Consider the following 25,112-nt stretch of genomic DNA (forward strand, 5'->3'; position numbering starts at 1 on the left):
CGGTCTATCAATGAATGGGCGACAGCGTGTAATGCGCGTCGCTGCGATCCTGCGTGGCGGGTCGCGAAACGAGGAAGGTGTCCCAGCCGACGTGGCCGCTGCCCGCGGCGCCGAGCCGGGACCCGGTCACGTCCTGCCGGCGCAGGATCGGCTTGACTTCATATTCGAGCGTGGCGCCGCCCAGCACGGTCAGCATCTTGCGCAGCGCCAGCGCGCCCTCGGCGCCGGGCAGGAAGGCGCGGTACTGCTCGCGCGCCAGCGGACCGATCCACACGCGCACCCGCAGGTCGCGCTGCCAGACGCGCTGGCCGGCCAGCGCGGTGGCGCCGAGCACGTTGTTGACGCCGCCCAGGCGCGACCACTGCGATGGCGGCACCCGATACCAACCGCCGACGAACTGCTCGACGCGGACGGGCACGCGGAAATAATCGGACAGCACCTGCTGCAGATACGACGCCGACATCGGCCGATGGCGCACCGCGGTCGCATAGCCGGCGACCGCCTCGTCGTGGATGGTCCCCGGCGTCTCGCGCAGGCCGCGGCGGACGCCCCCATCGGCGACGCCGGCCAGCGACAGCAGCAGCGGCAGGTAGTGGCGCGTGCGGTCGACCTCGTGCTGGAACGGCAGCCGGTACTTCTTCCACGCCAGATAGAACAGGGCGGCGGCGCGGTTCGAGAAGATATCGAAGAAGGCGCGCGCGGCGCCGTCGCGGCGCAGGGTTTCGCGCTCGGCCACCACTTCGGTGTAATGCAGCGGCAGCGCGCCCTGCCCGCCCAGCATGCCGAAGAAGGCCGGCGTCACGGCGACATCGTCGAGCGGACGCTCGGCGATCGCCTCGGCGAAGGCCGCGTCGCTGTCGAGCGCCTGCTGCGCGATGCCGCCGGCCTCGATCTGCACGATCTCGCTGGCGGGAAACGACAGCGACAGCGCATTCGGAAAGCGCACGCGCGTGGCGAGCTGGTGTTCGGGGGTGTCGGCGACACGGGCGACGGCATTGCCGTTCGCGGCGCCGTACGCCGCGCCGTTTGCGCGATTCGCCACGCCGTTCGCCGAGCCGTTCGCCGAGCCGTTCGCTGTGCCGGTCGCCACGCCATGCATGCCGCCATTGGCACCGCCCTGCGCCCTGCCCTGACGCGCGAACTGGATCTGCAGCAGCCGCACTGCCTGGAAGAACTGGAAGCGATACGGCTGCCGCAGCAGCCGGCGTATCACACCAGGATCGATTCGCCGCTTCGGGGAGCGCATTGGATCAATTCCTTGCCGGTGCGGCGCGAGACGGCGACGAGCTGCACAAAGCTGTTCAGATGGACGTAAAGGCCGAAGAAATGGTCCATCACGCGGATGAAGCGGTGCAGGCCGGTGCCGACGAAAGCTTCCTCGTCCAACGTCAGGCGGACCTGCAGGCCGCGCACGAACGTTGCAAACGGCTTGCCCGCCAGCCATTGCGTGCTGGGCTGATAGTCCAGGCCGACGATGCCCTCGATCTGGCGCGCCGAGATGCCGCTGCGGGCCAGGTCGTGCAGCCGCAGCATCTCCTTGAGCGCCGGCAGGCCGTCCTGCACCAGCGACAGGTGGTTCAGCGCCAGCAGCGAGATCAGGCGCCATTGCGCCGCGCGGCCGCCGGGCAGCCGCAGCGACGGTGTCGGCTTGCGCAGGAACGTGATCTGGCGCGCGATCGACGTGCCTTCCATGGTCAGGTCACCGTCGGCATGGCCGAACGACAGGCTGGCCGGCAGATCGCGATTGGTGCAGGTGACGTCGATGCTCAGCGTATCGGTCTGCGGCTGCGCCGGATCGAAATCCAGGTCGACGATCGAGATCTCGGTCTCGTAGCCCGGGCTGCGGCGTGCCACCAGCTCGTCGCGGCGCGCCAGCCAGAAGTGGCCCGCGCGGTTCGGATCGTCGGCGTGATGCAGCGAATAGAACGGCCGGAACTCGATCACGTCGTTGCCGTTGGCGGTCTCGCGCACCAGATGGACGCGGTCGATCGAATAGATGTCGTAGCCGTGCGCACGGCGGCCGTCGGCCACCACCGGATAGGCGCTGGCCGTATGTTCGATGCGGATCGGATCGGCCTTCTGCGCGAACAGGTTGACCACCGGCGTGCAATGCAGCCGCAGATGCTCGGCCTGCAGGCTCTCCAGCAGGCGCGCGGTGTGCGAGTCGCTGCGGATGTCCGTCATCACCAGATGCAGCTGCAGGCGTCGGGTGTTGCCGCCCGCCGCCCCCAGCGCACGGCGCAGCGCCGCCAGGTCGATGTCGACGAAATTGAATTTCTCGGCGAAGGCGAAATGCTCGCTGAGCAGGCGATAGGCCGGATGCGAGCGCGCCGGCGTGTCGATCAACGCTTCGTTGGCGGCAAAGCCCACCTCGCGCAGCGGCACGCCGGACAGCCGCTGCCAGACGCCGGGCCGCGCGCCCTCCAGATACGCCGCCGCCGTATGCAGAAACAGCGCGTCGCCGAGCGCGGCGACGAAGGACGGCTCGCCGTCCAGATAGACGCGCAGCGTATCGAGCGCCAGCGTGTCGAAACCGCCCCGCTCGCCCTGGTATTCGAGCGAGATCGTCAGCGCACCGGTCGCGCCCTTGGGCAGCACGGTGGCGGCCGGCGCCACCGCCGCGCCCCGATAGCTGGCCTCGGCGATGCGGACCGGGGCAAACGTCACGTCGTAGGCGGTACGGAAGCGGCATTCGACCCGGTTGACCGGGCGGGTGTTCAGCATCGTGCCGCGCGGCACCGTCATCGGCGCGGACAATTGCGCGGCCGCGCCACGGACATCGAAATGCGCGATCGAGCAGGACGGAAACGGCCGCAGGTAATGCGGATACATGACCTCCAGCAGCGCTTCGGTCAGTTCCGGGTAGTCGTCGTCGAGCTTCTTGCTGATGCGCGCCGTCAGGAAGGCGAAGGACTCGACCATCCGCTCGACGTGCGGATCGTCGCAACCGTCGGCCGACATGGCGAGCCGCCCGGCGATCTTGGGATATCGCTCGGCGAAGTCGCGCGAATACCGGCGCAGATACGCCAGTTCACGCTCGTAGTAAGGCAGTAGCTCTTCCATGGCTGCTCGGCGGTCGGTGCGTGGCGGTGGCGGATGGGATCGGCTCGGGCATGGACCCTGTCATTGGGTCATCGGCCATGCGCATGCCCGCCCTGTCAGGTTCGTCCGCGCGTCACCGAGTACTGCAGCGTCGACGGCTGCAGCAACGCATCGAAGCTGACCGGCTCCCGCGCCGGCCCCACCAGCAGCATGGCGGTAATGCCGAAGCACAACGCATTGGTGTTGCGCTCGCTGACATCCAGCGACACGGTGACATTGCGCAGCCGCGGTTCGTGGCGCTCGATTGCCTTGGTCAGCGACTGGCAGATGTAATTGCGGTCGTAGTAGCTGGCCAGACTGAGCCCGGCGAAATCGTTGAGCCCGTACGTCAGCAGCGAACGCTTGCACTCCGGCAGGCCGCCCAACTGCGCTTCGTCGATCACGATGCGCGTATTGAGCAGCGCCTCGATGTCGCGCGCGACCGTCGACTTCAGCTCCTCCAGCGTCAGCTGCCGCATCGCGGTGGGCAGCGGCGCGTGGGGCTCGTCGTCGAACAGCTTGTCGAGCAGACTCGGTTCGAAACCTTTCATGGCAAGCGCCGGCACCCCGGCAACGGGCGCGTTGTCGCGCCGAATCGCCAGGATGCCGGCATCCGCATCAACCGATCATCGGCTGACCAGGAACGGCATCAGACCGAGTAGGTCTTGTCGTTCTTGGTCAGGCTCCAGGCGCCCTGCGAGTTGCCGCCCTGATTGCCGCCGATCTTCTGCTGGGTGTACTTCCACTGCACCGCGGCGTACTTCAGCGAGAACTTGTCGGTCGGCAGCCCTTCGGCCGCGACCTTCGCATCCACCGCGCCCAGGATCGCGTTCTTCAGCTTGATTTCCAGATACTTGACGCGCTTGCCTTCGCCGTCGGCGCGCATGAAGTCGATCGTGACCTCGTCGAAGGTCGTGCCGCCAGACGCGTGCTGATACAGCAGCGGGCTCACCACGTCCATGTCCTTGGTAAAGATCATTTCGCCGTGCTCGCAGCGCTCGGCCGTGTGACCGCCCGCGGTCGAAGCGGTCGCCGAACGCGGCTGCTTGATGTTGTGCTCCCAGCTGAGGACTTCGATCCAGTCCTTGTGGTCCTTGTCCTGGGATTCACCCTTGATGGCGGGATTACCGAACTTGACGTAGATATCCTTCATGAGACCCTCGTTGAGATAGTGGCTTTGTTTTCGCCTGGTAAGTACTGCTGCCTCGACCGCCGGACGCCGGCACGAACGCCGGCGCCCGACGGCAACCGGTTACGAGTTGGCGGCCTGCGGCAGGTCGGCGACCAGGCGCAGCGAAATCGACAGCTCGTCGAGTTGGAAATGCGGGCGCAGGAAGGCTACCGAACGGTAAGCGCCGGGCTTGCCCGGAATTTCGGAAACCTGGATCGACGCTTCGCGCAGCGGGAACTGCGCCTTCTGTTCCTGGCTGGCGTTGTCGTCCAGCAGAACGTATTGCGAGATCCAGCGGTTCAGGAAACTTTCGACGTTCTGGGCCGAAGCGAAGCTGCCGATCTTGTCGCGCATCATCGCCTTCAGGTAATGGGCGACGCGCGAGACCGAGAAGATGTACTGCAGCTGCGCCGACAGCACAGCGTTGGCATTGGCGCTGTCGGTGTTGTACTTCTTCGGCTTCTGCACCGATTGCGCGGCGAAGAAGGCCGCATAGTCGGAATTCTTGCAATGGACCAGCGGGATGAAGCCCAGGTCGCTGAGCTCCTTCTCGCGGCGGTCGGTAATCGCGATCTCGGTCGGGCACTTGAGCGCGATCTCGCCGTCGTCGGTCTTGAAGGTGTGGGTCGGCAGGTCTTCCACCAGGCCGCCACCCTCGACGCCGCGGATCGCCGCGCACCAGCCGAAGTCCTCGAACGCGGCGGTCAGGCGCGCGCCGAAGGCCCAGGCGGCGTTGCACCACAGGTACTTGCTGTGGTCGGTGCCGTCGACGTCCTCGACGAAGTTGAAGCCCTCGACCGTGGTGCCGTCCTTCGGGTTGTACGGCAGGCGGCCCAGGAAGCGCGGCATCGTCAGGCCGACATAACGCGAATCCTCGGATTCGCGGAACGACTTCCACTTGGCGTATTCGACCGTGTCGAACACCTTGGCGAGGTCGCGGGGCTTGCCCAGGTCGGCGAACGACTCCAGGCCGAACAGCTCGGGCGACGCCGAGGCGATGAACGGCGCGTGCGCGGCCGAGGCGACGTGCGACATCTGCTCGATGAAGTAGATGTCTTCCGGCTGGCGCGTGATTTCATAGTCGCCGATCAGCGCGCCGAACGGTGCGCCGCCGAAGGTGCCGAACTCTTCCTCGTAGACTTTCTTGAACAGCGCGCTCTGGTCGAAATCGATCGCGGTCTTGAAGTCGCGCACCAGGTCGCGCTTGGTCGCGTTCAGCGCCTTGATCTTGATCATCGTGCCGGTCTGCGTTTCCTTGACCAGGTACGACAGGCCGCGCCAGGTGCTTTCCAGCTTCTGGAATTCCGGGGCGTGCATCACGGCGCTCAACTGCGCAGAGATCAGCCGGTCCAGCTCCGCCACGCGGGCATCGAGCGTGGCCGACAGGTTGTCCGACACCACCACGGTGCCGTCCAGCACTTCCTTGACCAGCTCGCCGATGATGTCCTTGGCACGCGCGTGTTCGGCGTCCGACTTGGCGACACGGCTCTGCTCGACGATCTCGTCGAGCAGGCTGGCATTGGCAACGGGCGCCGCGTGCGCGGCGACTGCGGCTTGCGTCTCAGGCATCCTGACCACCCTTCGGTTCATTGCCGCCATGGCCGAGCTGCTGCAGCTTCTCGGTATTGGTCAGCACTTCGCTAAGCAGATCTTCGAGCTTGTCGTTGCCGGCAAGCTTGTTGCGCAGGTCGGCCAGCTTCGAACGGGCCTCGAGCAGCTTGCGCAGCGGCTCGATCTGGTCGACCACCGCTTCCGGGCTGAAGTCGTCGAGCGAGCGGAACTTCAGGTCGACGCCGAACTTGCCGCCGTCCTCGGACAGCTTGTTGGGCACCTGGAAGGCCGCGCGCGGCTCAACCGCCGACATCACGTCGTCGAAATTGTCCCGATCGATATTGACGAACTTGCGGTCGCGCAACTTCGGCAGCGCGACTTCGGACTGGCCGGACAGGTCCGCCACCACGCCGACGACGAAGGGCAATTCCTTCTGCTCGATGGCGTCGCCCTTCTCGACGTCATAGGTGAGCTGCACCCGGGGCGGACGCACCTTCTGCAGACGCTTTTGCACGCTTTCCTTCTTGGCCATGCGGATTCTCCGGTTGTTCCGGTCGTGTGTTTGTCGGGAAGTCGGGACGTTTGGGACGGGGTCGCCCGACTGTCGCTCAGCTGTCGCTCAGCGCAGCGCGCCGAACGGATCGGCGGAACCGCCGCCGGCATTGGCGGCGGCCGGCGCGGCAGCCGGCGCGGCCGGAGCAGCCTGCTCGGCCGGTGCTGCCTTGGCGCGCGGCGCCGGACGGGCGACCGGACGCTTGCGCACCGGCGGCTTCGCCTTTTCCTCGGGGAACAGCACCTGCTCGCCCAGCGTTTCGCGCAGCATCTTGGCCAGGACCTGCGCGTCGGTGCGAACGTCGCCGGCGAGCGCGCTGTCGTCGCGCAATTCCATCACCGAGCGGCGCGCCACGCGCAGGCCGCTGACGGCGAGAATGCTCTTGGCCTTGCGATCGTTGCCGTCGCGCTGCAGCGCCTCTTCGGCGGCCAGGATCGCCTGCGGATACTTCTCGTCGGCGTACTGGATCTGCGCGATCTGGGACCACGGCTCCTGACGCGCGGGATTCGTCTTCGCGATCTCTTCGTACAGGCTCACCGCCTGCTCACGCTGGCCGCCCTTCAATGCCGCCTCGGCCTGCGCCATGCTTTGCGCGAATGCCTCCTCCGATTGCGGACCCGTGGTGCTTCCCGTGGAGGCGCAACCGGAAAACAATGCGGCGGCACCAATGGCAATTGCAAAAGATCGTGAAAAGCGAAAAGGGATCATGGCTCTGACCGTCGCGTGGCTTTGTTGTTGACGTATTGTTCGATGCCGTCCGCAATGAATAAAACAAAGCGGAGTAATAGATTGGTAAGCGATATTGGCCCAATCGGCGCGCAATAGTACACTCTGCGCGTCGCCGCTGACAACCATACCGAGGGTAGGTTCCAAACCGTAAATTAAATGAAACTGAACCCTGGTTTTCATGCGGCAATGCACCGTTGTGCAAGCCATTTCATAACGCCGCAGCCAGGCATCAGGGTCGCGCGCCCCATAGCACAGGCCAATAAGAAGAATCCGATTTGTATGACTTTTTTACAATTCTTTATAAATCCACGGACAGTGCTGGCCGGGCTGGCGGTCGTCACGCTGGCGTCATGCTCCGTTGGTACCCAGGTGCTGGCCGGCGCGGCCGGTGGAGCGCTGGAGGCGCTGGGAATCAAGCCTACCAACGTACCGGATGCGCAAAAGCCGCCGCGGCAGGTACCATTGCGGCTTTATGCCGGCAATAACCTGAATGCGGCCAATGACAATCGTGCGGCGGCATTGGTAGTGCGGGTTTACACCTTAAAGGAATCGACCGCCTTTATGCAGGCGCCCTTCGACGCCTTTGTCGATCCGGCGCGGGAAAAACAGGTGCTCGGCTCCGAATTGGTCAATGTTCGCGAAATCACGCTCATTCCGGGACAGCGTTATGACGTGATGGAGAAAGTCTCGCGCGAAGCGGGTGCGATCGGGGTGGTCGCCTTGTTCCGCAGCCCGGCGCCGCAGCGCTGGAAATTCGCTTTCGATGCAGCAAAGGGAGAGAAGTCCGGTATCACGATCGGCCTGCATGCCTGCGCCATGACGCTGACGGCGGGCGAACCGCTGACGCCCACCGATGGCGTGCCGCGGTCCTCGTTGAACCTGCTGTCGCCGACCAGTTGCCGGGCGTGAGATTGCAGCGATGATGGCGACCCATTGCCGGCCGCCGGGCCGATCGGAAAAAGAAAGACAACAAGGCTTATTGTGAGTGATTCCGCCAAGATCCTCTGGGGCGAAGGGCTATTCCTTCGCCCGCAGCATTTCCAGCAGCAGGACGCCTATCACGAGGCGCGCCTGCACGCCACCGCGCAGGCGATCCAACCCTACGCCTGGGGGGTGCGCCATGCCCGCTTCGATACCGACGCGCTCGCCAGCGGCATGCTGCGCATCAGCGAACTGTCGCTGTTCTTTCCCGATGGCGAATGGTATTGCGCGCCGCAATCGGACGAATTGCCGGCCCCGCTAGCCCTGGCCAATCTGCCGGCCGGCGTTTCCGAATCGACCTTCCATCTCGCGCTCTATCCGTTGCGCGATTTCGGCGGCAATTACCGCGAGGCCAGCGAAGGCTCGCCCTCTTCCCGCTTCGTCGGCCAGCAGCGCGATACCGCCGACCTCTTTACCGAGGCCGAGCCGGCGTCCATTACCTATCTGAAAAAGGCGGTCAAGCTGATCGCCGATTCCGAGCCGCGCGACCAATATATTTCGCTGCCGATCGTCCGCGTGCGCCGCACCGCCACCGGCGGCTTCGAACTCGACGAGAACTTCGTGGCGCCAAGCCTGGCGATCAATGCCTCGGCGGTGCTGTACCAGCGGCTGCGCCGGCTGCTCGATGCCCTGCAGGCCAAGGTCAATGCGCTGTACGGCTTTCATCGCGAGCCGACCAAGAACATCATCGAATTCCGCTCCGGCGATATTGCGTCGTTCTGGCTGCTGCATACGGCCAATGCCTCGTTCGCCGCGCTGTCGCACCTGTATCACCATCCCGAGGTCCATCCCGAACGGCTGTTCCAGGAATTGCTCCGGCTCGCCGGCGCGTTGATGACCTTCTCCAAGTCGTACTCGCTGGCCGACCTGCCGGTCTACGACCACGGCAATCCGGGCAAGGTCTTCGCGCAACTCGACACGATGGTGCGCGAGTTGCTCGATACCGTCATTTCCACGCGCTATTTCGCCATCGCGCTCGACGAATCGCGGCCATCCTTCCATCTGGGCCGGCTCGACTCCGGCAAGATCGACGACAAGACGCGCTTCTACCTGTCCGTCTCGGCGGATATGCCGACCGTCGAACTGGTCGACGCGATTCCCGCGCGCTTCAAGGTCGGGGCGCCCGACGACGTCGACAAGCTGGTGCTGTCGTCGATGCCGGGCGTGCCGCTGACCTATACGCCGCAGGTGCCGCCGGCCATTCCGGTGCGTCCGGGGGCTTGCTACTTCGCCGTCGAGGCGCGCGGGCCGCTGTACGAACGCATGCTGCAGGCGGGCACGATCACCATCTATACGCCGGCCGGTATCCGGGAACTTCAACTTGAACTGATCGCGGTGACCTCATGAGCTCCACTTCGATGCCCTCGCTGTTTGGCGATGCCCCGGCCGGCGCGGCCAGCACCTTCGCCGACGCCGGCGACGCCTCGCGCCACGCGCGCACGCTGCTCGACCTGCTGTACGACGGCTTCTTCATGCTGTTCCTGCTGCGCAATGGCCAGCCGCCGGACAGCGCCGAGAATTTCCTCGCCAAGGTGCGCGGCTTTCTCGACGAATTCGACCGCGGCGCCAAACGCCTGCACGTGTCGGCGGACGATGTCTTCGATGCCAAGTACGCGTTCTGCGCGGCGATCGACGAGACCATCCTCGCATCGGACTTCGCGATCCGCGCCGATTGGGAACGCCGCCCGCTGCAACTGGTGCTGTTCGGCGAGCAGCTTGCCGGCGAGACCTTCTTCACCAAGCTCGAGGCACTGCGCGCGCAGGGCGCCCCGCGGCTACAGGCGCTGGAAGTCTTCCACATGTGCCTGCTGCTGGGATTCCGCGGCAAGTACATCCTCGAAGGGCCGGAGAAGCTCTCCTACCTGACCGCGCGGCTCGGCGACGAGATCGCGGCGATCAAGGGCAAGCGCGCGCCGTTCGCCCCGCACTGGCCGCTGCCGGACAAGATCGCGCACACGCTCAAGCGCGAGACGCCGCTGTGGATCTTCGGCGCCGTGTTCGCGCTGATCGCGCTGCTGGGATACCTCGGCCTGTCGTCGGTGCTGAACAAGCAGACCAACGATGCGATGCAGGAGTACTCGCAGGTGATCAAGCTTGGGCCGCGCTTCTCGCATCTGACGATTTCCCTGCCGTAAGGCCAACGTCCATCGATCGCCGGATAGCGCTGCGCTGACCCAGCCCAACGCCGGACGCCGGAAGCCAACCACCACTCGCCAAGGTAGCCATGATGCCCACCACGTCGCTGCCGTCGGCCGTACTTGCCACGCTGCTCGGCCAGGGCACAAGGCAGATCGCGCTCGACACACCGCTTCGCGATGCGAATCTGATCGTCGAGCGCTTTACCGCGATCGAAGCGGTCTCGCGGCCCTTCGCCATCGAGATCGACTGCCTGTCGCCGTCCGCGCATCTCGATACGGTCGAACTGGCGCGGCAGGAGATCACGCTGCGGCTGATGCTGGCCGACGGCCGCTACCGCGCCTGGCATGGCTTCGTGGTCGATTGCGCGGCAATGGGCGGAGACGGCGGCCTGGCGCGTTACCGGCTCACCGTCGCGCCGTGGCTTGAACGCCTGCGCGGCCGCGTCGACTGCTACGTCTACCAGGACAAGACCGCGCAGGAGATCGTCGAGGAAGTCTTCCGCGATTATCCGGCCGCCAACTTCCAGTTCACCGTCTCCCAACCGCTGCGCCGCCGCTCGATCTGCGCCCAGTATCGCGAGAGCGATTTCGACTTCGTGCAGCGGCTGCTGGCCGAGGAAGGCTTGTCGTATCGCTTCGAACACCTGCAGGGCGAGGACGACAAGCCAGAAGGCAGCCAGGCCCGACATCGTCTGGTGGTGTTCGACAACGATGCCGAACGGCCGCCCTGCCCTCAGGCCAACATCCGCTTCCATCGGGCCGACATGACCGAGGAGTCGGACACGATGACGGTCTGGTCGACGCGGCACAGTGTCGGATCCAACGCGGTCACCGTCTCGTCCTGGGACTACAAGACGCTGACCGCCGCCTCGGCGCAGGCCAATGCCACTTCGGTGCCGGGCGAATGGCCGACCCTCGAATCGTTCGATGCCCAGGGCCCCTATCGCTATCCCGATGCGGCGACCGCCGACCGCGCGGCGCAACTGCGCATGCAAGCCGAAGAAGGTTCGTTCGTGCGCTTCGATGGCGCCGGTACCGTCCGTCAGCTGGGCGCCGGTCAGCGCTTTGCCCTGACCGAACACTTTGCCGCTGACGGCGACGAATTCGTCGCGCTGTCGGTGCGTCACGAAGCGGCCAACAATCTCGGCACCGATGTCGCCAGGCTGCTCGGCACCACCGAGGTCGAGGCCGGCGGCTACCGCAATACGCTCGAAGCGGTGCGGGCCGACGCCCCGATCGTGCCGCGCTTCCGCGCCAAGCCGACCGCGCCCGAAGGCCAGACCGCCATCGTGATCGCCGAGGGCGAGACGCCCTTGCACACCGATCGCGATCATCGCGTGCGCGTTCGCTTTCCGTGGCTGCGCGCGCCTGCACCGGCAGACCAGAGTGGCCACGGGGGCCGGGCCGCGGCCTTCACCGATCCCGGCTCCGACGATCTGACGCAGGTCACCGCCTGGGTCCGCGTCGCCGGCGCCATGGCCGGTCCCAACTGGGGCACCCACCACCTGCCGCGGGTGGGCACCGAACTGCTGCTGACCTTCCTCGACGGCGACATCGACCGGCCGCTGGCCGCGATGCAGCTGCACAACGAGCAGGACACCCCGCCCTGGGCCAACGACGACAAGCCGCTCGCTTCCATGCTGTCCGGCTGGCATACCCGTGGCCTCGGCGGCGACGGCTACAACCAGTGGGTCGTCGACGACGTCAAGGGCGGGCTGCGCATGCGCCTGGCCAGCTCCGCGGCACAGACCCAACTGAACCTTGGCTATCTGGTCGCCCAAGGCCCGCAGGACGCGCAGCGCGGCCCATGGCGCGGCACGGGTGCCGAACTGCGCAGCGACGCGTGGGCGACGGTGCGCGCCGGCCAGGGCCTGCTGCTGTCGACCACCGCCCGGCCTCGCGCCACCGGCACCGTGATGAACATGGCCGAGGCGATCGCGCTGCTCAAGGGCGCGCAACGGACCGCCGACCGCTTGTCGACCGCGGCGCAGACGCAGACCGCCCTGCCCCTGGCCGCCAACGCCGTCTTCGAGCCGCTGCTGACGCTAGTCGAGCCCGAGCAGGACGGGCACTACGCGGACACGGTCAACGGCCAGGACGCCAAGCAGCCGGACGGCAAGCCGGTTGAGCGCTTTGCCGAGCCGCTGCTGGTGGCGGAGGCCCCCACTTCCATCGCGGTGTCGAGCCAAGAGACCACCGCCGTCTATTCAGGTCGGCATCTGCATGGGACCGTGCAATCGGACTGGCAGCTGACCGCCGGCAAGACCATCGCGATGGCGGCAGCGCAAGGCGTGTCGCTGTTCGTGCAGCGTAATGGCTTGAAGGCCGTTGCCGCCAACGGACCGCTGTCGGTGCAGGCGCATGACGGCGCGATGTCGATTCTGGCGGACAAGGAAGTGGTGGTGACTTCGTCAAACGAGGCGGTCGAGATTCTGGCGAAGAACACCGTCGTGCTGCATGGGGCGGATTCGGCGATACGGCTGGAAGGGAATGCGATTACCTTCGAGACGCCGGGGATGTTTGAGGTCAAGGGGGCTGGGCATCCGTTTAGTGGTGGGGCTGGGAAACCAGCGGTTTTGCCCGCTTTGCCAATTGACGCACTACCGCCTGGGACGCTGTTGCTCGATCACCGTTATCACGATGACGAAGGGCTTGCCGGAGCGGAATACATTGTTAAGTTCTCTGACGGCACGGAGCGTCGTGGCGTACTTGATAGCCAAGGCAAAGCCCTACTAGAGGACGTACCCTACGGAGCCGCGACAGTAAGCTTCGGCCCTATGCCCGGCACGTTCGAACGTAAAGACAAGGCGCCAAATCCGGACCACGACCCCAATCCGGCCGATACCAAGCTCTCAGAACTGGTGAGTAAGTACCTCAGCAGCCATGACCATACGATGAACCGCTCCTGATGTAGAGAAATGTCGAATACAGCAAATAAATCGGCGCCAGGTGGTCTAACCTGGGGGCGCTTTCAAGCGATCTGCGCGGACGTTGGGTCCTGGACCTGGGGAACCGTCAAAGGCGCCTTCAACGAAAAGGCCACGTTCTCTCAAATCATTGTTGATGCGGTAATCGGCATGATTCCGCTCCTCGGCGATGTTACTGCAGCCCGCGATATCATCGCTGTCACCATCGGCCTTGTCGACGACCCCAAGAAACGCGAGGATGTCTGGGAGTGGGTGCTTCTTGTCGTCCTCATCGTGGCACTGATCCCCGTAGTCGGGGGCGTAGTCAAAGGTGTCGGACGGCTCGTCGTCAAGTTGGCGAAAGAAGGTCGCGCGCTTGAGGGAGCCGCGCGATCGCGACACGTCGCAGAAGCCGCCGCTGACACCATCGCATTTTTGAATCGGATTGGCACGAAGAATGCTGAACAGTGGCTCGGCCAACTCAGTTTCAAGAAATATCAGGCGGAAATACTCGAACGATTTTCTGCCCTCATGAACCGCATGCACACCGTGCTTGGAGATATGAAGAAGCAAGCGGGTGCAATCGCTCCGGCATCCCTCCTGCAACGGGTAGAGGGGATTCGCCACGGTATCAAAGAGCTTGCGGACCTTGGCAATCAGATGATACCGAAGGCAATTAAGGAACTCGACCAACAGCTTCGTGAGATGCAGGCATTTGTCCGATCGGGCGGTGAAACGACGAGTCGCAAGAGCCTATATGAGGTCGCGGCAGGAGAACGCGGGGTTACGCGTGCTGACGAAACGCGACTCGTAGAAGGCGGGACATTGCCAGCGCGCTCTGCTCGAGGTTGGAAGCCCAACCCGGCAACCGCAAGCACTCCTAAGAAGTGGAAGAAATACTATCAACCTGAAGATGGCTACCCAAACTTGACCATGCGCCCGAACCGTGAGGGGATCCATACTGCTATTGCAGCATTTAGTGGGCGGATGGTAAACCGGCAGTTAAAAGAAGGCGAAGAGGTGTTCCGGTTGTTCGGCCCGGCAGGAGTAACTCATAAAGTGAACATTGCCGAATCGGCTCCTGGCGGCATCTGGTGGGGTATCGGGAAACCGCCAAATAACGCGAAAGAGTGGCGCGAGCTAGCTGCCGTCCTCGATGAATTTAATCGAGACGGCTATATGGTAGTTGGCCGTGTTACGAACACAGCCGGTCCAAAGTCCGTGGTCGGAACCGTGGCAGAACAAGCTGGCGAGCGACTGCCCGGGCAATACTTACCTGGCGGCGCTACGCAAGCGGTATTCTTCTTGGACAGTTCAACCGGAAACCGGCTGAAGGAGATGGGCCAGGAAGTCATTTCGTCCGGCAAACCTAGCAAACCATGGGAAGACCCCATCAGCGGCATCACCTTTGAAGTGCGACCTACTGGCTGGGTGGACACCAACGGCGTATGGGGCTACCTTACGCCCCCAAACGCAGGTACTGTTCAGACAGCCCGGTTGGGAGCGCGTGAGCAAGCGACTAAGGACAACCGCGAAGTCACCATTGCACCATGAACTCCGCTTACTTCAATCCAACCGAGATCTTGCTGCCTACTCCTCAGGAACGGAAGCAGATCTTCTTTTACCTAAAACGGATCAGCTCCTACACCGCTTGGCATCGCATCTCCATTTTCTATCAGGAATGGGTGGAGGCAACAAGGCGATGTGTCGCGATCGCGAGCGAACGAGGAATCGACGAATTGGCCGGCATCAAAGAAAGCCACTACGTCGGAGCGATACAAGGCTTCGCGCATTTTGAAGAAGGACTTCGGCGCCTCCGGAATGGCGATAAGCGAGTCTTCAAATTCGATGCTAATGGCGAATTTGCCATGGCGGATCGTCCGTTAGGACACTGGGATACTTACATATTGCGGATGTTCGAATGGCATGAGCATCCCCCCCTTGACGAAAACAATACTCCAGGGTGGACCGAATATTTCAGTGCATTTCAAGCTGTAGCCAGCGCTTGGGGCGAATGCTGTCTTATCCTTGAAGCCCGTCGACTCGATGAGCCAGCCCCATTGAGTTACGGCCAAGCGCTGCGTGAACGCCTGTCCCAAATACGCTTCCCCCGCGATCTCCCTGAGGTGCCGGACCCGCAGGACAACATCCTGGTGTCGAGCGGAAGAGCGATCCCATGCTCTGGAATTTGGGAGCCCATTGACGCTCGCAAGCCACCACTATTCAGTCTATTTAGGCAAGACTCACCGAAAGGCCCCTTCACCGTCGTAGGTTGCATGAATTACCTCCATGGCGGCTCAGCGGCGCCGAAGGCATACCAAGAAACAGAAGATGATGGCTTTGAGATGGATGTGGTATGGCGCCTGCTATGGCGCGATGAGCGCTATCAAGACGGCTCCATCCCCGAGGAAGAGCAGCAGTACGAATTCATGACACCAAAGGCAGAGAACAGCCCAGCTCAAAGCAGTCCTGCTGCGGAAAACGCGAAACTTATCTCGCTTGCAAGCGGGCAGCGCGCTACTTACGCGGGCCGTTGGTTAGTAGAGGGCGATCTGTTTTCGAGCTTGACAATCCAGGCTGGTGACATCCTTCCGCTACACAACGGAAAGAAGGTTCGCTGGGTCCTTGCAGAAGAGTAGTTATATCCTGTGCTGGCAAGAAAAAAACCCATACCCCTCCGCAGCAATCTGACTCCTCGGCAGCGGCCAATGCAGTGGAACCCCCGCCCGCCCGTGCCCACGTGCCGATACTAGGTCCACGAGTAACAGATGCGCAAGCCAATACGGCCCTGAAGTTCCCTCATAGGCAACGCCGGCTAGCTGGCGAACTCGGGCGGTCAGGGGACATTGGGGACGTGTCCCCGTAGGCGCAGCGTAGGCCATTGTGGGCACGACAGGCCCTAGACATGAAAACCCTTGCCGTTTCCGCTATTGCTTTTGCCCTGACTCTTTGCTCGAGCGGGATAGTGGCCGCCTCTTCATCCGGAACCTCCGCAGTGTCGCAAGGATCGACACAGGGAAACGCTGACTCCGGCTTGACACTCTTCTACAAACCGGGAGAGACGAAAGCGCCCATCGATGTCTCCGTGGACGGATCGTTCGTCACCCCGATCCAACCGGGCGAGACGATCGACCTGCTACCCTCCTCGCTCACTCTCACGGTAGAACTGACCGCACCACCGCCGCCCGGGAAGGCCGCCGCCCGCACGCTGACTTGGCAAACCGAAATCCGGGAAGGCAAGCGCAAGCACGTGGTCGTACAGTTGACCGACACAGACATCAGCCTGGTTCAACAACGACGCTATGCGCAAGCACGTCCGATCGATAAGGTCTTTGCCTTCGATGGAGAGGACAGCAGCTGGGTCGACGTGTCGCCGCCTCCGCCCAATGCGCTGCGCCGAAACGATAAAGCGTCCCAAGACGGAATTCAGTGGGTGTCGCCAAAATCATGGCCTGTGCGTGTGCTGTTCATCTCTGGCCACGGACTCTACGAATTCAACAAGCAAGGCAACGTCATTCGCATGGATGCGACAGCAACCGTCTACGCCCGTGTCGATAAAGCAGGAGCAGCAAGGCAACAAACCGACCTGGTCGAACGGCAATGTGTTTCACCTGGTCAGCGGCAACACAGTCGTCGACGACAAGGTCGACAGCGCACGGACATTCGTCCTGACAAAACGCGGAAGGATATGCCCAGCCCAACCTATCGCGGAAGCGTATAGGCTTCGCTGGGAGATCCCGTTGCCCATATACAGTGGAGAATGCGATCAGGCCGTTCAATGGAGGCGATCGGGCACGCCTCTGTGGGCCTACCCCGCGGACGTGAATAGCGGCGAGCCGCCGGAGTTGCTATGGGCCGTTCAGTATTTCCGCGATCCCGTGCGACCGCTCTCGGATTTCGAGGGCAAGTGCGTGTATGGGTGTGCCGGAAGAAACTGGCCCGAGCGATCATCTGCTGCCACCTGCGAGCGCCTACTCAAACCGGTGTTAATCCATGACTCCCTTGACTGAAGCGCGGAGCACGAGACATGGTCAACGGCGACACGCAGCCCTGATAGGTAAGCTGGTTGAGCACTTTGCCGAGCCGCTACGGTCGTCGGAAGTACAACGACGCCCCCTAACGGGCACTAGAAACGACGTCTCGTACCTTCCTCAATTGCTCGGACCAGCATTTTTCATACTGACGACAACCTGTATTTTTCCCTAGCAAGAAATTAAAGCTGACTACCTTGTCGACGAGCGGGAGAACAACGGCGTAGCATTGCCCCCCTCTTGGCGCGGACGCACCATTTTGTTCCCAGCCACAAAGCGGAAATGCCTCGAAGACATCCCGCTCACCAACTTTTGCTTTTTGTACGGGCTCTGTGGGATCCGCGATCCTCAATTGGCCTTGCCCGTCGCCCCAATACGGGACCGGCATACCGCCCTGCGCAGTGCACGTTGTCAAGTCTCCGAAGCAGATCGTTCCAGAGTCTGAATAGCTGCCGCCCATAGGACGACGCCTTTCCATCGCAAGATCGTAAACGATGCCGGACTTAGCTGCGTCCGATCCCTCCGCAGATACAGTTTCAGTTATTTTTTTATAATTTCGAACATCGTACTCGATCGATACCGACTGTCCCGCAAAGGACCGAAGGAATTTATCACCTCCTGCCAGACAGCCAGTCGATATCGATGACAGAAGCAGCATTAAAATGGCAGCTTTCATGGACGGACCTCGTCGCTCACAGCAGAATATATACGCACAGTGTGGTACTCGCGATTGTCTATCCCATTGTCACCGCCGTTGATGGCCCGCGTAACCGTTTGAACATTTGTTCGCGTCGGGGCTACACTCGGTATGGTCCTGTTTATCGTACTTAAGGCATGCGGCTCACCACGATGTGGCGATGCAGCCCAATACCATCCACCGGCGTCAATAATTGCGTATTCATCCGTATCGAGAATGTCGGGATTATTAATGAGCGGACGGCGCACATTTCCACGCGGAGTCCACCAGCTTCTCTCGAAAGAATCTCGGCTTACCCATCCGCGATATACCCAATATTCAGTGTAATTGTATTTCCCGGTGAGTTGCTTCATGCCTCGACCGCGGTAGCGGTATCCATCACCCGGCAGATCATTGCCCATGCGGCCACCGTACAGTTGATTACAACTCGCCTCACTCCTACGTTCGATCATCTGAGTCAGCGTCCTCGACTCCTCAGCACCTTGCCCGAAGAAGTGGGCCAAGCGATACCCGGAGGAATTTACATGATACTTGCGGGCGACTCTATTAATTGTGACCCTGTATCTCTCTCGAACCGCATCACTCAGGGCGTTCCTGGCGGTTTCAAGTGAATTCCTCGTTTTTCTCTGGTAATCGTTCTTATATACTTGCGCAAACTCGTTTCGATCAAGCCAGCCACACGCTCTAAAAAGAAGGACAAACTCACGAGGATGGAAATGCCAATGCGATCCAGGTAGAGGTGTTTGGCCGTTTTCCTGTCCTTGGTCATCGTAACGTGGGCTCTGCAACGCAGCCTGCCCCCAAAACGCCAACGCTTCAACATGCGCCCGAAACCGCCCAAACTGCTCTTCCGTCATCGGCGTCGGGTTGTTCGGGCTCCGCACCTTCAGCCATCCCCATCGCGCTTCCACTGTACTGGCATCCCACTCCGTCGGAAACTTGCAGATCAGCCGCTTCAAGAACGCCTGAATCTGCGGCGACCGTAGGCGCTCATGCGCTTCGTCTGCTGAGACACTGCCGTCGCGATTCATATCGACTGCGCGCAGGATGGTTGGTGCATTGCAAAGGCTGTTGCCGTCCTGAGTGTCTTCAATCAGAAACCAACCGCGCCAGTGCGGAAAATCTGCATCGCTGTACTTCGTTACGCCGGCGGCGTTGAGGTTCACCCAACCCGTACCAGCAGGCGTACGAATTTGGCGCCAGTGCGGTACGTCCTCAGGCGCCAAGGCGTCAGGTCCTATAACACGCCCGAAGCGAAGCAGCTCATATACCGCGCTCGGTGCCGGGCGAGCGTTGGCCGGATAGGCCTCGCTGATGGCATTGGCATCGCGATACAGATTGTATTCAGCGTCGCGTTCAGTGAGCGGGTCACCCAATGCCGTTCCGACCGGACGATAGGTTGTCACGTACGCATTGCCGCGCGCGTCTTGCGCGCCGTCTCCTTCGGCATAGCGTAGGCCAACAAAGACCTCTTCACCGAGTGGCGTGCCGCCTGCGGGCGCGGGTTGGTTCAGTGGCGGACGTTGTGCGTATACCGGTGTGTTGGCTGGCAGCCTGAAATAGAGCTCGCCGAACACCGCGTCGTCACGGCCATTCTGGGTTAGCGGGACATCGCCGCTCGTCCTGCCGATCAGTTGGCGCAGGTTGTCGTCGTCACAGATGATTTCGAAGTGAATCCGATTCGCCTGCCCGCGCACGTATCCTGCCTGTCCAAGTTCCGCCTTTCGATTGACTCGACTGCCGACCTGAACCGTGTTCCGGACCGTATGCAAGTGCATGTAGATCGAGAAGAACACTACACGGGTTGGTGCATTGCCCTGACGAGCGGCGCCAATCTCCGTCTCATGCCGAATAACGACCACGCCATCGCTAGTCCTACCACCGAAACTCAACGGGCTGTCAGCAGCAGGCGGAGGCGGCGGCTCGTGTGACCCGCGTCGATAAACCACAGTGCCGTCGGCAATGGCTCGCACCGGCTCGGTGCCATTGGTACCACGCGCAGGCGCGGTCAAGTGCAGGCCTCCGTGCCAACCGAGGTTGTAACTGACCGGATACGACCCGTCGCCCGGCTCACCGCCAGGCATTGCGGCGTCGATCCACTCGCTTTCGGTTTGGTTGGCGCCGCGCGGTGGGAGAAAGGGAGGACTGATCAGCATGGGACTTAGCCTGAGAACTCAGGTTCAGATAGAGAACGGGTAGTCGTTATCGAGGGAAATGCTGTTCTGCGGGAATAGCGGCAGATCACGATCCGTACGGACCGGCCCCTCAAACTTCCTCTGCGCACTCTTGTAAGTAATCGCCCCCGGACACTCCACCGTAATATTCCCACCCTCGATCGTGATCGACGCCCCACCAGCCGTCGCCACCCGAATCCGCTTGGCCGCAGCAAAGTCCACCTGCATATTCGCCGACACGACCTTCAGCTCGTCCTTGGCCTGCAGCTTCATCGCATCGTGCTGCGCCTGCACGTCGATGTCCTCACTGCCGGCGATCAGCTTCAGGCCGGTGTCGCCCTCGCCCGCTTTCTCCAGCGCCGTGGCGATGCCGATGGCCTGTCCACTGTGCAAGCGCCCCTGCTTGCCGATCGCCAGGTTGGTGTCCTGCCCCGACACCAGGCCCAGCGATTTGCCGTTGACCAGCTGCAGTTCCTGCCCGGCGACCATGGCAAGGCCCGCGCGGCCGGCCAGTTGGACGATCGCTTCGCTCGGATGCGGCACCTTGCCTTGCGTCTGCTGATTGCCGCTGGCCACGTCCTGCATCGCCGCGTCCAGGTCCTTGCCGTCGACCATGCCGGACGCGGCAGTTTCCAGCTTGGCCAGCGGGGACTCGTCGTCCTTGGCGGTCAGCAGCGCAGCGGTCTGGTGCTTGACCGCGCCCTCGCCCAGCGCTTGCGTCAGCGACTTCGCTTGGCGGATCAGCGCGATGCCCGCCGCGTTGTCGCCGGTCGGCACCGGCCGCTGGCTCTGCGCATCGCGATAGGTGCTGATCAGCACGCCGGCCTTGCCGCGAATCGCGCCGTAGCCGTCGGTGCGCAGTTCGAAGCCTTCGCCGCGGAAGCTGCCGCGGTAGTTGTCCTGCTGGTGGATCAGGTGACCGAGATTGAGCTGGGTGTGCTGGACCGTCGTAGCGAACTGCGTGCGCAGTTGACCGTCGCTGTCGTCGAACACCAGCTGGTTCGCTCCCTCGCCGCCATGTTCGCGGCTCTTGAAGCCGCTCAGGGCGGCGGCGTTGCGATGGCCTTCCTTATCGGCGCTCATGCCGTGCCAGGCGGGAGCATGGCCGCCGGCCACATTGGCCTGCGCGCTGGGCACGGTGTCGCTGCCTTGCTGATAGACGGAGCCGTCGGCAGCAGCGGCCTGCTTGCCGCCCGGCGTCGGTGCAATACCGCCCTCGCCCTGCCCGTTGTACAGCGCGCCGATCACGATCGGCTGGTCGATATCGTCGTCGGCGAACTTGACCAGCACCTCCTGGCCGATCCGCGGCAGCCATTGCCAGCCCATGCCGGCACCAGCCTGGCGCTGCGCCACCCGGATCCAGCGCGTGCTGCGGTCGTCCTCGCGCTCGCCCTTCTGCCACGGGAAGCGGACCCGGATCTCGCCGCGCGGGCTGACATGGTGTTCGGCATCGCCGCTCGGCTGCGTCTCGCCTTGCGGGCCGACCACGGTGGCGGTCTGCACGCCGAGCGCGGTAGGAGCGGAGAACAACCGTGCACCATCGGCATCGACCACGCGCGGGCGCCACGGGCGCCGCGCGTCGCAGGCACGGAACAGGTTGGCGTAGCCGTATTGCTCGGCGGCCTGGCGCAGCGAGGCCGTCGGCACGCTGCGTTCCACCGTATGACCCTGCGCCAGGAAGCCCATCGTCATCGGCCCATTCTCCGGCGCGCTGGGCGGCGTATCGAAGCACAGTGCGGCATCGAGCGGCCCGAGCCGCTGACCCAGCGCCGCACGCGTCTCCGCTGCCAGATTGTTCAGGCCGCAATGCTCGACGATATCGAGCAGCAACGGATACGCGGCCTCGGCGTCTTCCTCCCTCGGCAGATGCGGGCAATCGGAAACGGCCACGCGCGTGCCGCTGGCGAAGGTGCGCACCGTACCCTGCCCGGCGAACAGCTGCGCGCGTGCCTCGATGCTCTCCATCAATTGCTCGGCCAGCCGCTGCGCGCCGGCGGCATCGCCGACCACCGACTGGCTGACCGACAGATAGGGCTCGGGACATTGCGCGCCGCCGCCGAGCTTGGCCGGGGCATGGCCGCGCAGCGTACGCTTGCCATTGCCATCCCACGCGACCACCGCGACACCGGGCACCGTCACGCGGCTATGGCAAGCGAGCTGCTGCACGGCATCGGCTTCTTCCTGGCTGTGGGCGCGGTGATAGCGAACGCTTGAAACCTGACCTTCCGGCAATTGCGGACTGTCGGCGAAGATCGTCAGTGCATGGCCCGACGGCGCCTGCTCGTCCTCGACGAAGGCAAAACCCAACCCCGCCTCGGCCAGCAGCCGCGACAGGAACGCGTAATCGGTCTCGCGGTATTGGCTGACGTGCTCGCGCGGCCCGAGCGCATCGATGCGCTGCTGCGCGCCCGCGGTGTAGCGCCACACCGCATGGGGTGCGTACGGCGTCAGGATCTGTTCGGCGATATCGGCCAGCGTACGATTCTGGAATACCTGGCTGTGCCGCTGCTGCGTGGCCAGCCACAGCCACGGCACCACCGTCAGCCGGTAGCGCGCCAGGCTGCCATCGGCGCCAAGCTTCTCGGCCTTGCGCACCAGGCCGCTGCGGCGAATGCGTCCGCCATCGGCCAGCGTGGTCCACAGCGTCACCTTCGCGCCGAGCAGCGCCTTGAGCGGCAATCGCGCATTGGCGCTGACCGCGACGATGCGCCATTCGCTCAGTTCAGACAGCGCCTCGCGGCCGAGCCAGGCCTCGACAGCCAGTTCGCCGATGGCCCCCTCGCCTTCGAGCTGGAACAGCCGCCGCGCCGGGGTAAACAGGGTCTGAATCAGGGTGGTGTGGTCCATGGCGGTTCGGTGTTACAGCGGGTGTCGCAGCAAGGTGTCACAGCGAAGGACAGACACGCCGATCAGCTGCCCGACAACGTCAATGGCCGCGTCGACGCCGCGGCCATACCCTCTGTCAGCATCCTTGCCCCTCGGCCGTCATTACTGCGAACGCTGGGCGGTGCCGCTCTTGCGCGTCCGCGAAGCAGTCGTGGTTTTCTCGTCGGGCGTGGGTGCCAGCAATGCCGCGAGCAATTCGGCGTCGCGATCATTGCCCATATTGGCGCCCGTCTTTTTTGAAACTCGGCGCGTATTGTTGGAGGCAATACGCGAGCGCTCGGTTTTCGTCTTCCCTACGGTCGTAGGGCCGGTATTCGAACGCGACGCGACCTTGGTCTCGGTATTGGAATGTTGCCGTTTTGCAGCGGCCTGATTCGACGCAGTGATCTTCGTCTTATTTACTTCTTGATTTCGGATTTTTTTATTCGGCTCGTTGGCAGCCAGTGTCGCGGTTTTGGCCCTGTTGGCCGCGGGTGTTTTTTCGGGACTCTGCGCCGCGTTGGCGGCCACCGCGGTGCCGCCCGCCAGTGCCGCGGCACCGAGCCCGGCCGCGGCAAGATCGCCCGCCGGCATCTTGCCGAGGCTGTCGAGCGCATCGTCGTCGGCATCGCGCGGGGGGCTGACATCGACAATGGTGGCCGAACCGGCCGGCGCATCGATGGGAGCTTCGACGAGTGCTGCGCTGGCCGCGGCGGCCTGCATTTCAGGGGACTGGATCACGCTGGAAGCGGCCGCCGTGGCGGGATTGGAGGCAGAATTGGCGCTCTCCGCCGGCACGACCGCGGCCACGGTCGGCGCGTCGCCATCGCTGCCCTTGCCCAGCCAGAAGGCCACGGCGCCCGCGCCGACCAGCAGCAACGCCAGCGTGGCGAACACGCCGTGGCGCTTGATGTCGGGGGTCTTCTTGACGGGCGCGTGACTGGCGACCCGCCCTTCGAGGCTGGCCAGAATGCGCGTATCCGGTCCCTGGCTGTCGGCATTGCCCGAGCCGAACAGCGACGGCGGTCCATTTCCTTTCAAGTCGTCGCTGTGGCTCATCTTTTGGCTCTCGAATTGCAATAAAATGCGCGTCGGGCAGCGCAGGGATGGAATTGAGTCAAGCGATCGGCAACATAACTCGAAGACAGGGCCCGAGCAGAAATTCGACGAGGTGGCGCCAGCTGCCGATGCGGACGAAGCGCGCAGATTTTATAGCTGGCTGCAACAAAAATGCAAATATGTGAACGACGCCGTGACAACTCGCAGACGGCGATTTTTTGCAGCCGAATGACATCCCGGAATCGAGCCAAATAAATGTCACAAAATGTAACTATTGAAGCGGCTGTCATGCGCGGTTTGGGCGTCGCGTGGTACGCGGACTGAGCGGATGATCTTTATTACGCTGTTCTTCTATTTCGCGCTGATGGTCGCGCTTGCGGCCATTCTGCTGCTGCCGGACGTGCGCGAGCGCGTGCTGCTGGCCGCGCGTGCGCAATGGCAGCGGCTCAGTATCAATGCGAGCGCCGCGAGCCAGCGCTCGGCCGGAACCCTACGAACGTCGGCTTCCCATGCGGCCGATTCGATGGAAGCATTGCGCGCCTTCGTTGCGCGCCGAAAGGTCTTTCTGCTGTGCGCGGCGGGCGTCGTCGCAACCCCGCCGATCGTCGCCCTCGCCTTGCGACCGAAACTGCTGTTCGAGTACGATGACGCGCTGCGCGAACCGGACCAGAAGATTTCCGCCTTATTGAATGGCGAACGCCTGATTCCTCCGGCGCCATTGCCGCCCGAGGTATTCACCACGCAGGAAGTCGAACGGATTCGCCCGACCATTCGCGAAGCGAGCCGCAATTGGGATCTGCTCGACGCCGATTTTCGTCAGCGCCTGCTGCTGGTCTACAAGATCATGCGCGACGAGCATGGTTATGAAATGGCGCTGCTGGAGGGCTACCGCAGTCCCGAGCGCCAGGCCAGGCTTGCGGCGATGGGCACGCATGTCACAAAGGCGGGCGCCTATCACAGCTACCATCAGTTCGGCCTCGCCGCCGACAGCGCCTTCTATCGCGACGGCAAGCTGGTGATCAGCGAGAAGGACCCGTGGGCGATGCGCGGATACGAGTTGTACGGGCAGATCGCCGAGTCCGCAGGGCTGACCTGGGGCGGGCGCTGGAAGATGATGGATCTTGGGCACGTCGAGTTGCGCCGGCCCGGCGTGCTCGGCAAGAAGCCCGGCTAGCG

General features: G+C 63.3%; 19 protein-coding genes. 8 read left to right on the top strand and 11 right to left on the bottom strand.

Annotation, left to right across the window (positions count from 1 at the left end; translation table 11 throughout):
* Nucleotides 1–7: 7 nt before the first annotated feature.
* The 7 genes from tssG to K7G19_RS06405 form a co-directional block, all read right to left on the bottom strand.
* Nucleotides 8–1,246: a type VI secretion system baseplate subunit TssG gene (gene tssG, locus K7G19_RS06375; RefSeq protein ID WP_226106473.1), complete on the bottom strand. Its 1,239-nt coding sequence runs from the start codon at nucleotides 1,244–1,246 to the stop codon at nucleotides 8–10.
* Nucleotides 1,210–3,063 carry a type VI secretion system baseplate subunit TssF gene (gene tssF / locus K7G19_RS06380; RefSeq protein WP_226106474.1) on the bottom strand — a complete coding sequence of 618 codons (1,854 nt, stop codon included), beginning with the start codon at nucleotides 3,061–3,063 and terminating at the stop codon, nucleotides 1,210–1,212. The genes tssG and tssF overlap by 37 nt, the downstream gene beginning before the upstream one ends.
* 95 nt (nucleotides 3,064–3,158) lie before the next feature.
* Complete coding sequence (tssE, locus tag K7G19_RS06385; RefSeq protein ID WP_149318824.1) at nucleotides 3,159–3,632, bottom strand: type VI secretion system baseplate subunit TssE; 474 nt, start codon at nucleotides 3,630–3,632, stop codon at nucleotides 3,159–3,161.
* A gap of 98 nt (nucleotides 3,633–3,730) precedes the next feature.
* Nucleotides 3,731–4,234 (bottom strand): Hcp family type VI secretion system effector, encoded by a 504-nt coding sequence (locus K7G19_RS06390; RefSeq protein ID WP_006577978.1) that lies wholly within the window; start codon nucleotides 4,232–4,234, stop codon nucleotides 3,731–3,733.
* Nucleotides 4,235–4,333: 99 nt separating this feature from the next.
* Nucleotides 4,334–5,821, bottom strand: a complete 1,488-nt coding sequence (gene tssC, locus K7G19_RS06395) for a type VI secretion system contractile sheath large subunit (protein WP_226106475.1) — start codon at nucleotides 5,819–5,821, stop codon at nucleotides 4,334–4,336.
* Nucleotides 5,814–6,335: a type VI secretion system contractile sheath small subunit gene (gene tssB / locus K7G19_RS06400; protein ID WP_149318826.1), complete on the bottom strand. Its 522-nt coding sequence runs from the start codon at nucleotides 6,333–6,335 to the stop codon at nucleotides 5,814–5,816. The genes tssC and tssB overlap by 8 nt, the downstream gene beginning before the upstream one ends.
* Before the next feature lie 87 nt (nucleotides 6,336–6,422).
* A complete protein-coding gene (locus K7G19_RS06405) occupies nucleotides 6,423–7,064 on the bottom strand; it encodes a hypothetical protein (RefSeq protein WP_149318941.1) in 642 nt (213 codons plus the stop codon).
* 300 nt (nucleotides 7,065–7,364) lie between these two features.
* Here K7G19_RS06405 and tssJ point away from each other — a divergent pair, with 300 nt between their 5' ends.
* The 7 genes from tssJ to K7G19_RS06440 all read left to right on the top strand — a co-directional run bounded on the left by tssJ (nucleotide 7,365) and on the right by K7G19_RS06440 (nucleotide 16,831).
* Nucleotides 7,365–7,994, top strand: coding sequence for a type VI secretion system lipoprotein TssJ (gene tssJ, locus K7G19_RS06410; RefSeq protein ID WP_149318942.1), 630 nt, complete (start codon nucleotides 7,365–7,367; stop codon nucleotides 7,992–7,994).
* A gap of 72 nt (nucleotides 7,995–8,066) precedes the next feature.
* Complete coding sequence (tssK, locus tag K7G19_RS06415) at nucleotides 8,067–9,413, top strand: type VI secretion system baseplate subunit TssK (protein WP_149318827.1); 1,347 nt, start codon at nucleotides 8,067–8,069, stop codon at nucleotides 9,411–9,413.
* Entirely contained in the window at nucleotides 9,410–10,201 is a 792-nt protein-coding gene (icmH, locus tag K7G19_RS06420; RefSeq protein ID WP_150083005.1) for a type IVB secretion system protein IcmH/DotU, read from the top strand. The genes tssK and icmH overlap by 4 nt, the downstream gene beginning before the upstream one ends.
* An 89-nt stretch (nucleotides 10,202–10,290) precedes the next feature.
* Nucleotides 10,291–13,113, top strand: coding sequence for a type VI secretion system Vgr family protein (locus K7G19_RS06425; RefSeq protein ID WP_226106476.1), 2,823 nt, complete (start codon nucleotides 10,291–10,293; stop codon nucleotides 13,111–13,113).
* A gap of 9 nt (nucleotides 13,114–13,122) precedes the next feature.
* Nucleotides 13,123–14,664, top strand: coding sequence for a hypothetical protein (locus tag K7G19_RS06430; protein ID WP_226106478.1), 1,542 nt, complete (start codon nucleotides 13,123–13,125; stop codon nucleotides 14,662–14,664).
* Entirely contained in the window at nucleotides 14,661–15,749 is a 1,089-nt protein-coding gene (locus K7G19_RS06435) for an Imm71 family immunity protein (RefSeq protein WP_226106479.1), read from the top strand. The genes K7G19_RS06430 and K7G19_RS06435 overlap by 4 nt, the downstream gene beginning before the upstream one ends.
* A 266-nt stretch (nucleotides 15,750–16,015) precedes the next feature.
* On the top strand, nucleotides 16,016–16,831 hold the full coding sequence (locus K7G19_RS06440; protein WP_226106480.1) for a hypothetical protein: 816 nt from the start codon (nucleotides 16,016–16,018) through the stop codon (nucleotides 16,829–16,831).
* A 395-nt stretch (nucleotides 16,832–17,226) separates the two neighbouring features.
* On the opposite strand, the gene K7G19_RS06445 is transcribed toward K7G19_RS06440, so the two are convergent.
* The 4 genes from K7G19_RS06445 to K7G19_RS06460 form a co-directional block, all read right to left on the bottom strand.
* The gene (locus K7G19_RS06445; protein ID WP_226106481.1) at nucleotides 17,227–17,817 is read right to left on the bottom strand and encodes a hypothetical protein; all 591 of its coding nucleotides are present in this window, start codon (nucleotides 17,815–17,817) and stop codon (nucleotides 17,227–17,229) included.
* Entirely contained in the window at nucleotides 17,814–19,994 is a 2,181-nt protein-coding gene (locus K7G19_RS06450) for a M23 family metallopeptidase (RefSeq protein ID WP_226106482.1), read from the bottom strand. Before K7G19_RS06450 ends, K7G19_RS06445 begins: the two co-directional genes overlap by 4 nt.
* A gap of 24 nt (nucleotides 19,995–20,018) precedes the next feature.
* Nucleotides 20,019–22,859: a type VI secretion system Vgr family protein gene (locus K7G19_RS06455; protein ID WP_226106483.1), complete on the bottom strand. Its 2,841-nt coding sequence runs from the start codon at nucleotides 22,857–22,859 to the stop codon at nucleotides 20,019–20,021.
* A gap of 141 nt (nucleotides 22,860–23,000) precedes the next feature.
* Nucleotides 23,001–23,936: a hypothetical protein gene (locus K7G19_RS06460; protein WP_226106484.1), complete on the bottom strand. Its 936-nt coding sequence runs from the start codon at nucleotides 23,934–23,936 to the stop codon at nucleotides 23,001–23,003.
* A 328-nt stretch (nucleotides 23,937–24,264) separates the two neighbouring features.
* Here K7G19_RS06460 and K7G19_RS06465 point away from each other — a divergent pair, with 328 nt between their 5' ends.
* Entirely contained in the window at nucleotides 24,265–25,110 is an 846-nt protein-coding gene (locus K7G19_RS06465) for a M15 family metallopeptidase (RefSeq protein ID WP_226106485.1), read from the top strand.
* The last annotated feature ends 2 nt before the right edge of the window (nucleotides 25,111–25,112 follow it).

The sequence above is a fragment of the Cupriavidus sp. DB3 genome, assembly GCF_020418465.1.
GTDB lineage: Bacteria > Pseudomonadota > Gammaproteobacteria > Burkholderiales > Burkholderiaceae > Cupriavidus > Cupriavidus cauae.

Excerpts from the sequence above, each read along its gene's own strand:
- K7G19_RS06390 (WP_006577978.1), bottom strand. The coding sequence starts at position 4,234 with ATGAAGGATATCTACGTCAAGTTCGGTAATCCCGCCATCAAGGGTGAA.
- tssB (WP_149318826.1), bottom strand. The coding sequence starts at position 6,335 with ATGGCCAAGAAGGAAAGCGTGCAAAAGCGTCTGCAGAAGGTGCGTCCG.
- tssE (WP_149318824.1), bottom strand. The coding sequence starts at position 3,632 with ATGAAAGGTTTCGAACCGAGTCTGCTCGACAAGCTGTTCGACGACGAG.
- K7G19_RS06405 (WP_149318941.1), bottom strand. The coding sequence starts at position 7,064 with ATGATCCCTTTTCGCTTTTCACGATCTTTTGCAATTGCCATTGGTGCC.
- tssC (WP_226106475.1), bottom strand. The coding sequence starts at position 5,821 with ATGCCTGAGACGCAAGCCGCAGTCGCCGCGCACGCGGCGCCCGTTGCC.
- icmH (WP_150083005.1), top strand. The coding sequence starts at position 9,410 with ATGAGCTCCACTTCGATGCCCTCGCTGTTTGGCGATGCCCCGGCCGGC.
- K7G19_RS06445 (WP_226106481.1), bottom strand. The coding sequence starts at position 17,817 with ATGAAAGCTGCCATTTTAATGCTGCTTCTGTCATCGATATCGACTGGC.
- tssF (WP_226106474.1), bottom strand. The coding sequence starts at position 3,063 with ATGGAAGAGCTACTGCCTTACTACGAGCGTGAACTGGCGTATCTGCGC.
- tssG (WP_226106473.1), bottom strand. The coding sequence starts at position 1,246 with ATGCGCTCCCCGAAGCGGCGAATCGATCCTGGTGTGATACGCCGGCTG.
- K7G19_RS06460 (WP_226106484.1), bottom strand. The coding sequence starts at position 23,936 with ATGAGCCACAGCGACGACTTGAAAGGAAATGGACCGCCGTCGCTGTTC.
- K7G19_RS06455 (WP_226106483.1), bottom strand. The coding sequence starts at position 22,859 with ATGGACCACACCACCCTGATTCAGACCCTGTTTACCCCGGCGCGGCGG.
- K7G19_RS06465 (WP_226106485.1), top strand. The coding sequence starts at position 24,265 with ATGATCTTTATTACGCTGTTCTTCTATTTCGCGCTGATGGTCGCGCTT.
- K7G19_RS06440 (WP_226106480.1), top strand. The coding sequence starts at position 16,016 with ATGAAAACCCTTGCCGTTTCCGCTATTGCTTTTGCCCTGACTCTTTGC.
- K7G19_RS06430 (WP_226106478.1), top strand. The coding sequence starts at position 13,123 with ATGTCGAATACAGCAAATAAATCGGCGCCAGGTGGTCTAACCTGGGGG.
- K7G19_RS06450 (WP_226106482.1), bottom strand. The coding sequence starts at position 19,994 with ATGCTGATCAGTCCTCCCTTTCTCCCACCGCGCGGCGCCAACCAAACC.
- tssJ (WP_149318942.1), top strand. The coding sequence starts at position 7,365 with ATGACTTTTTTACAATTCTTTATAAATCCACGGACAGTGCTGGCCGGG.
- K7G19_RS06425 (WP_226106476.1), top strand. The coding sequence starts at position 10,291 with ATGATGCCCACCACGTCGCTGCCGTCGGCCGTACTTGCCACGCTGCTC.
- K7G19_RS06435 (WP_226106479.1), top strand. The coding sequence starts at position 14,661 with ATGAACTCCGCTTACTTCAATCCAACCGAGATCTTGCTGCCTACTCCT.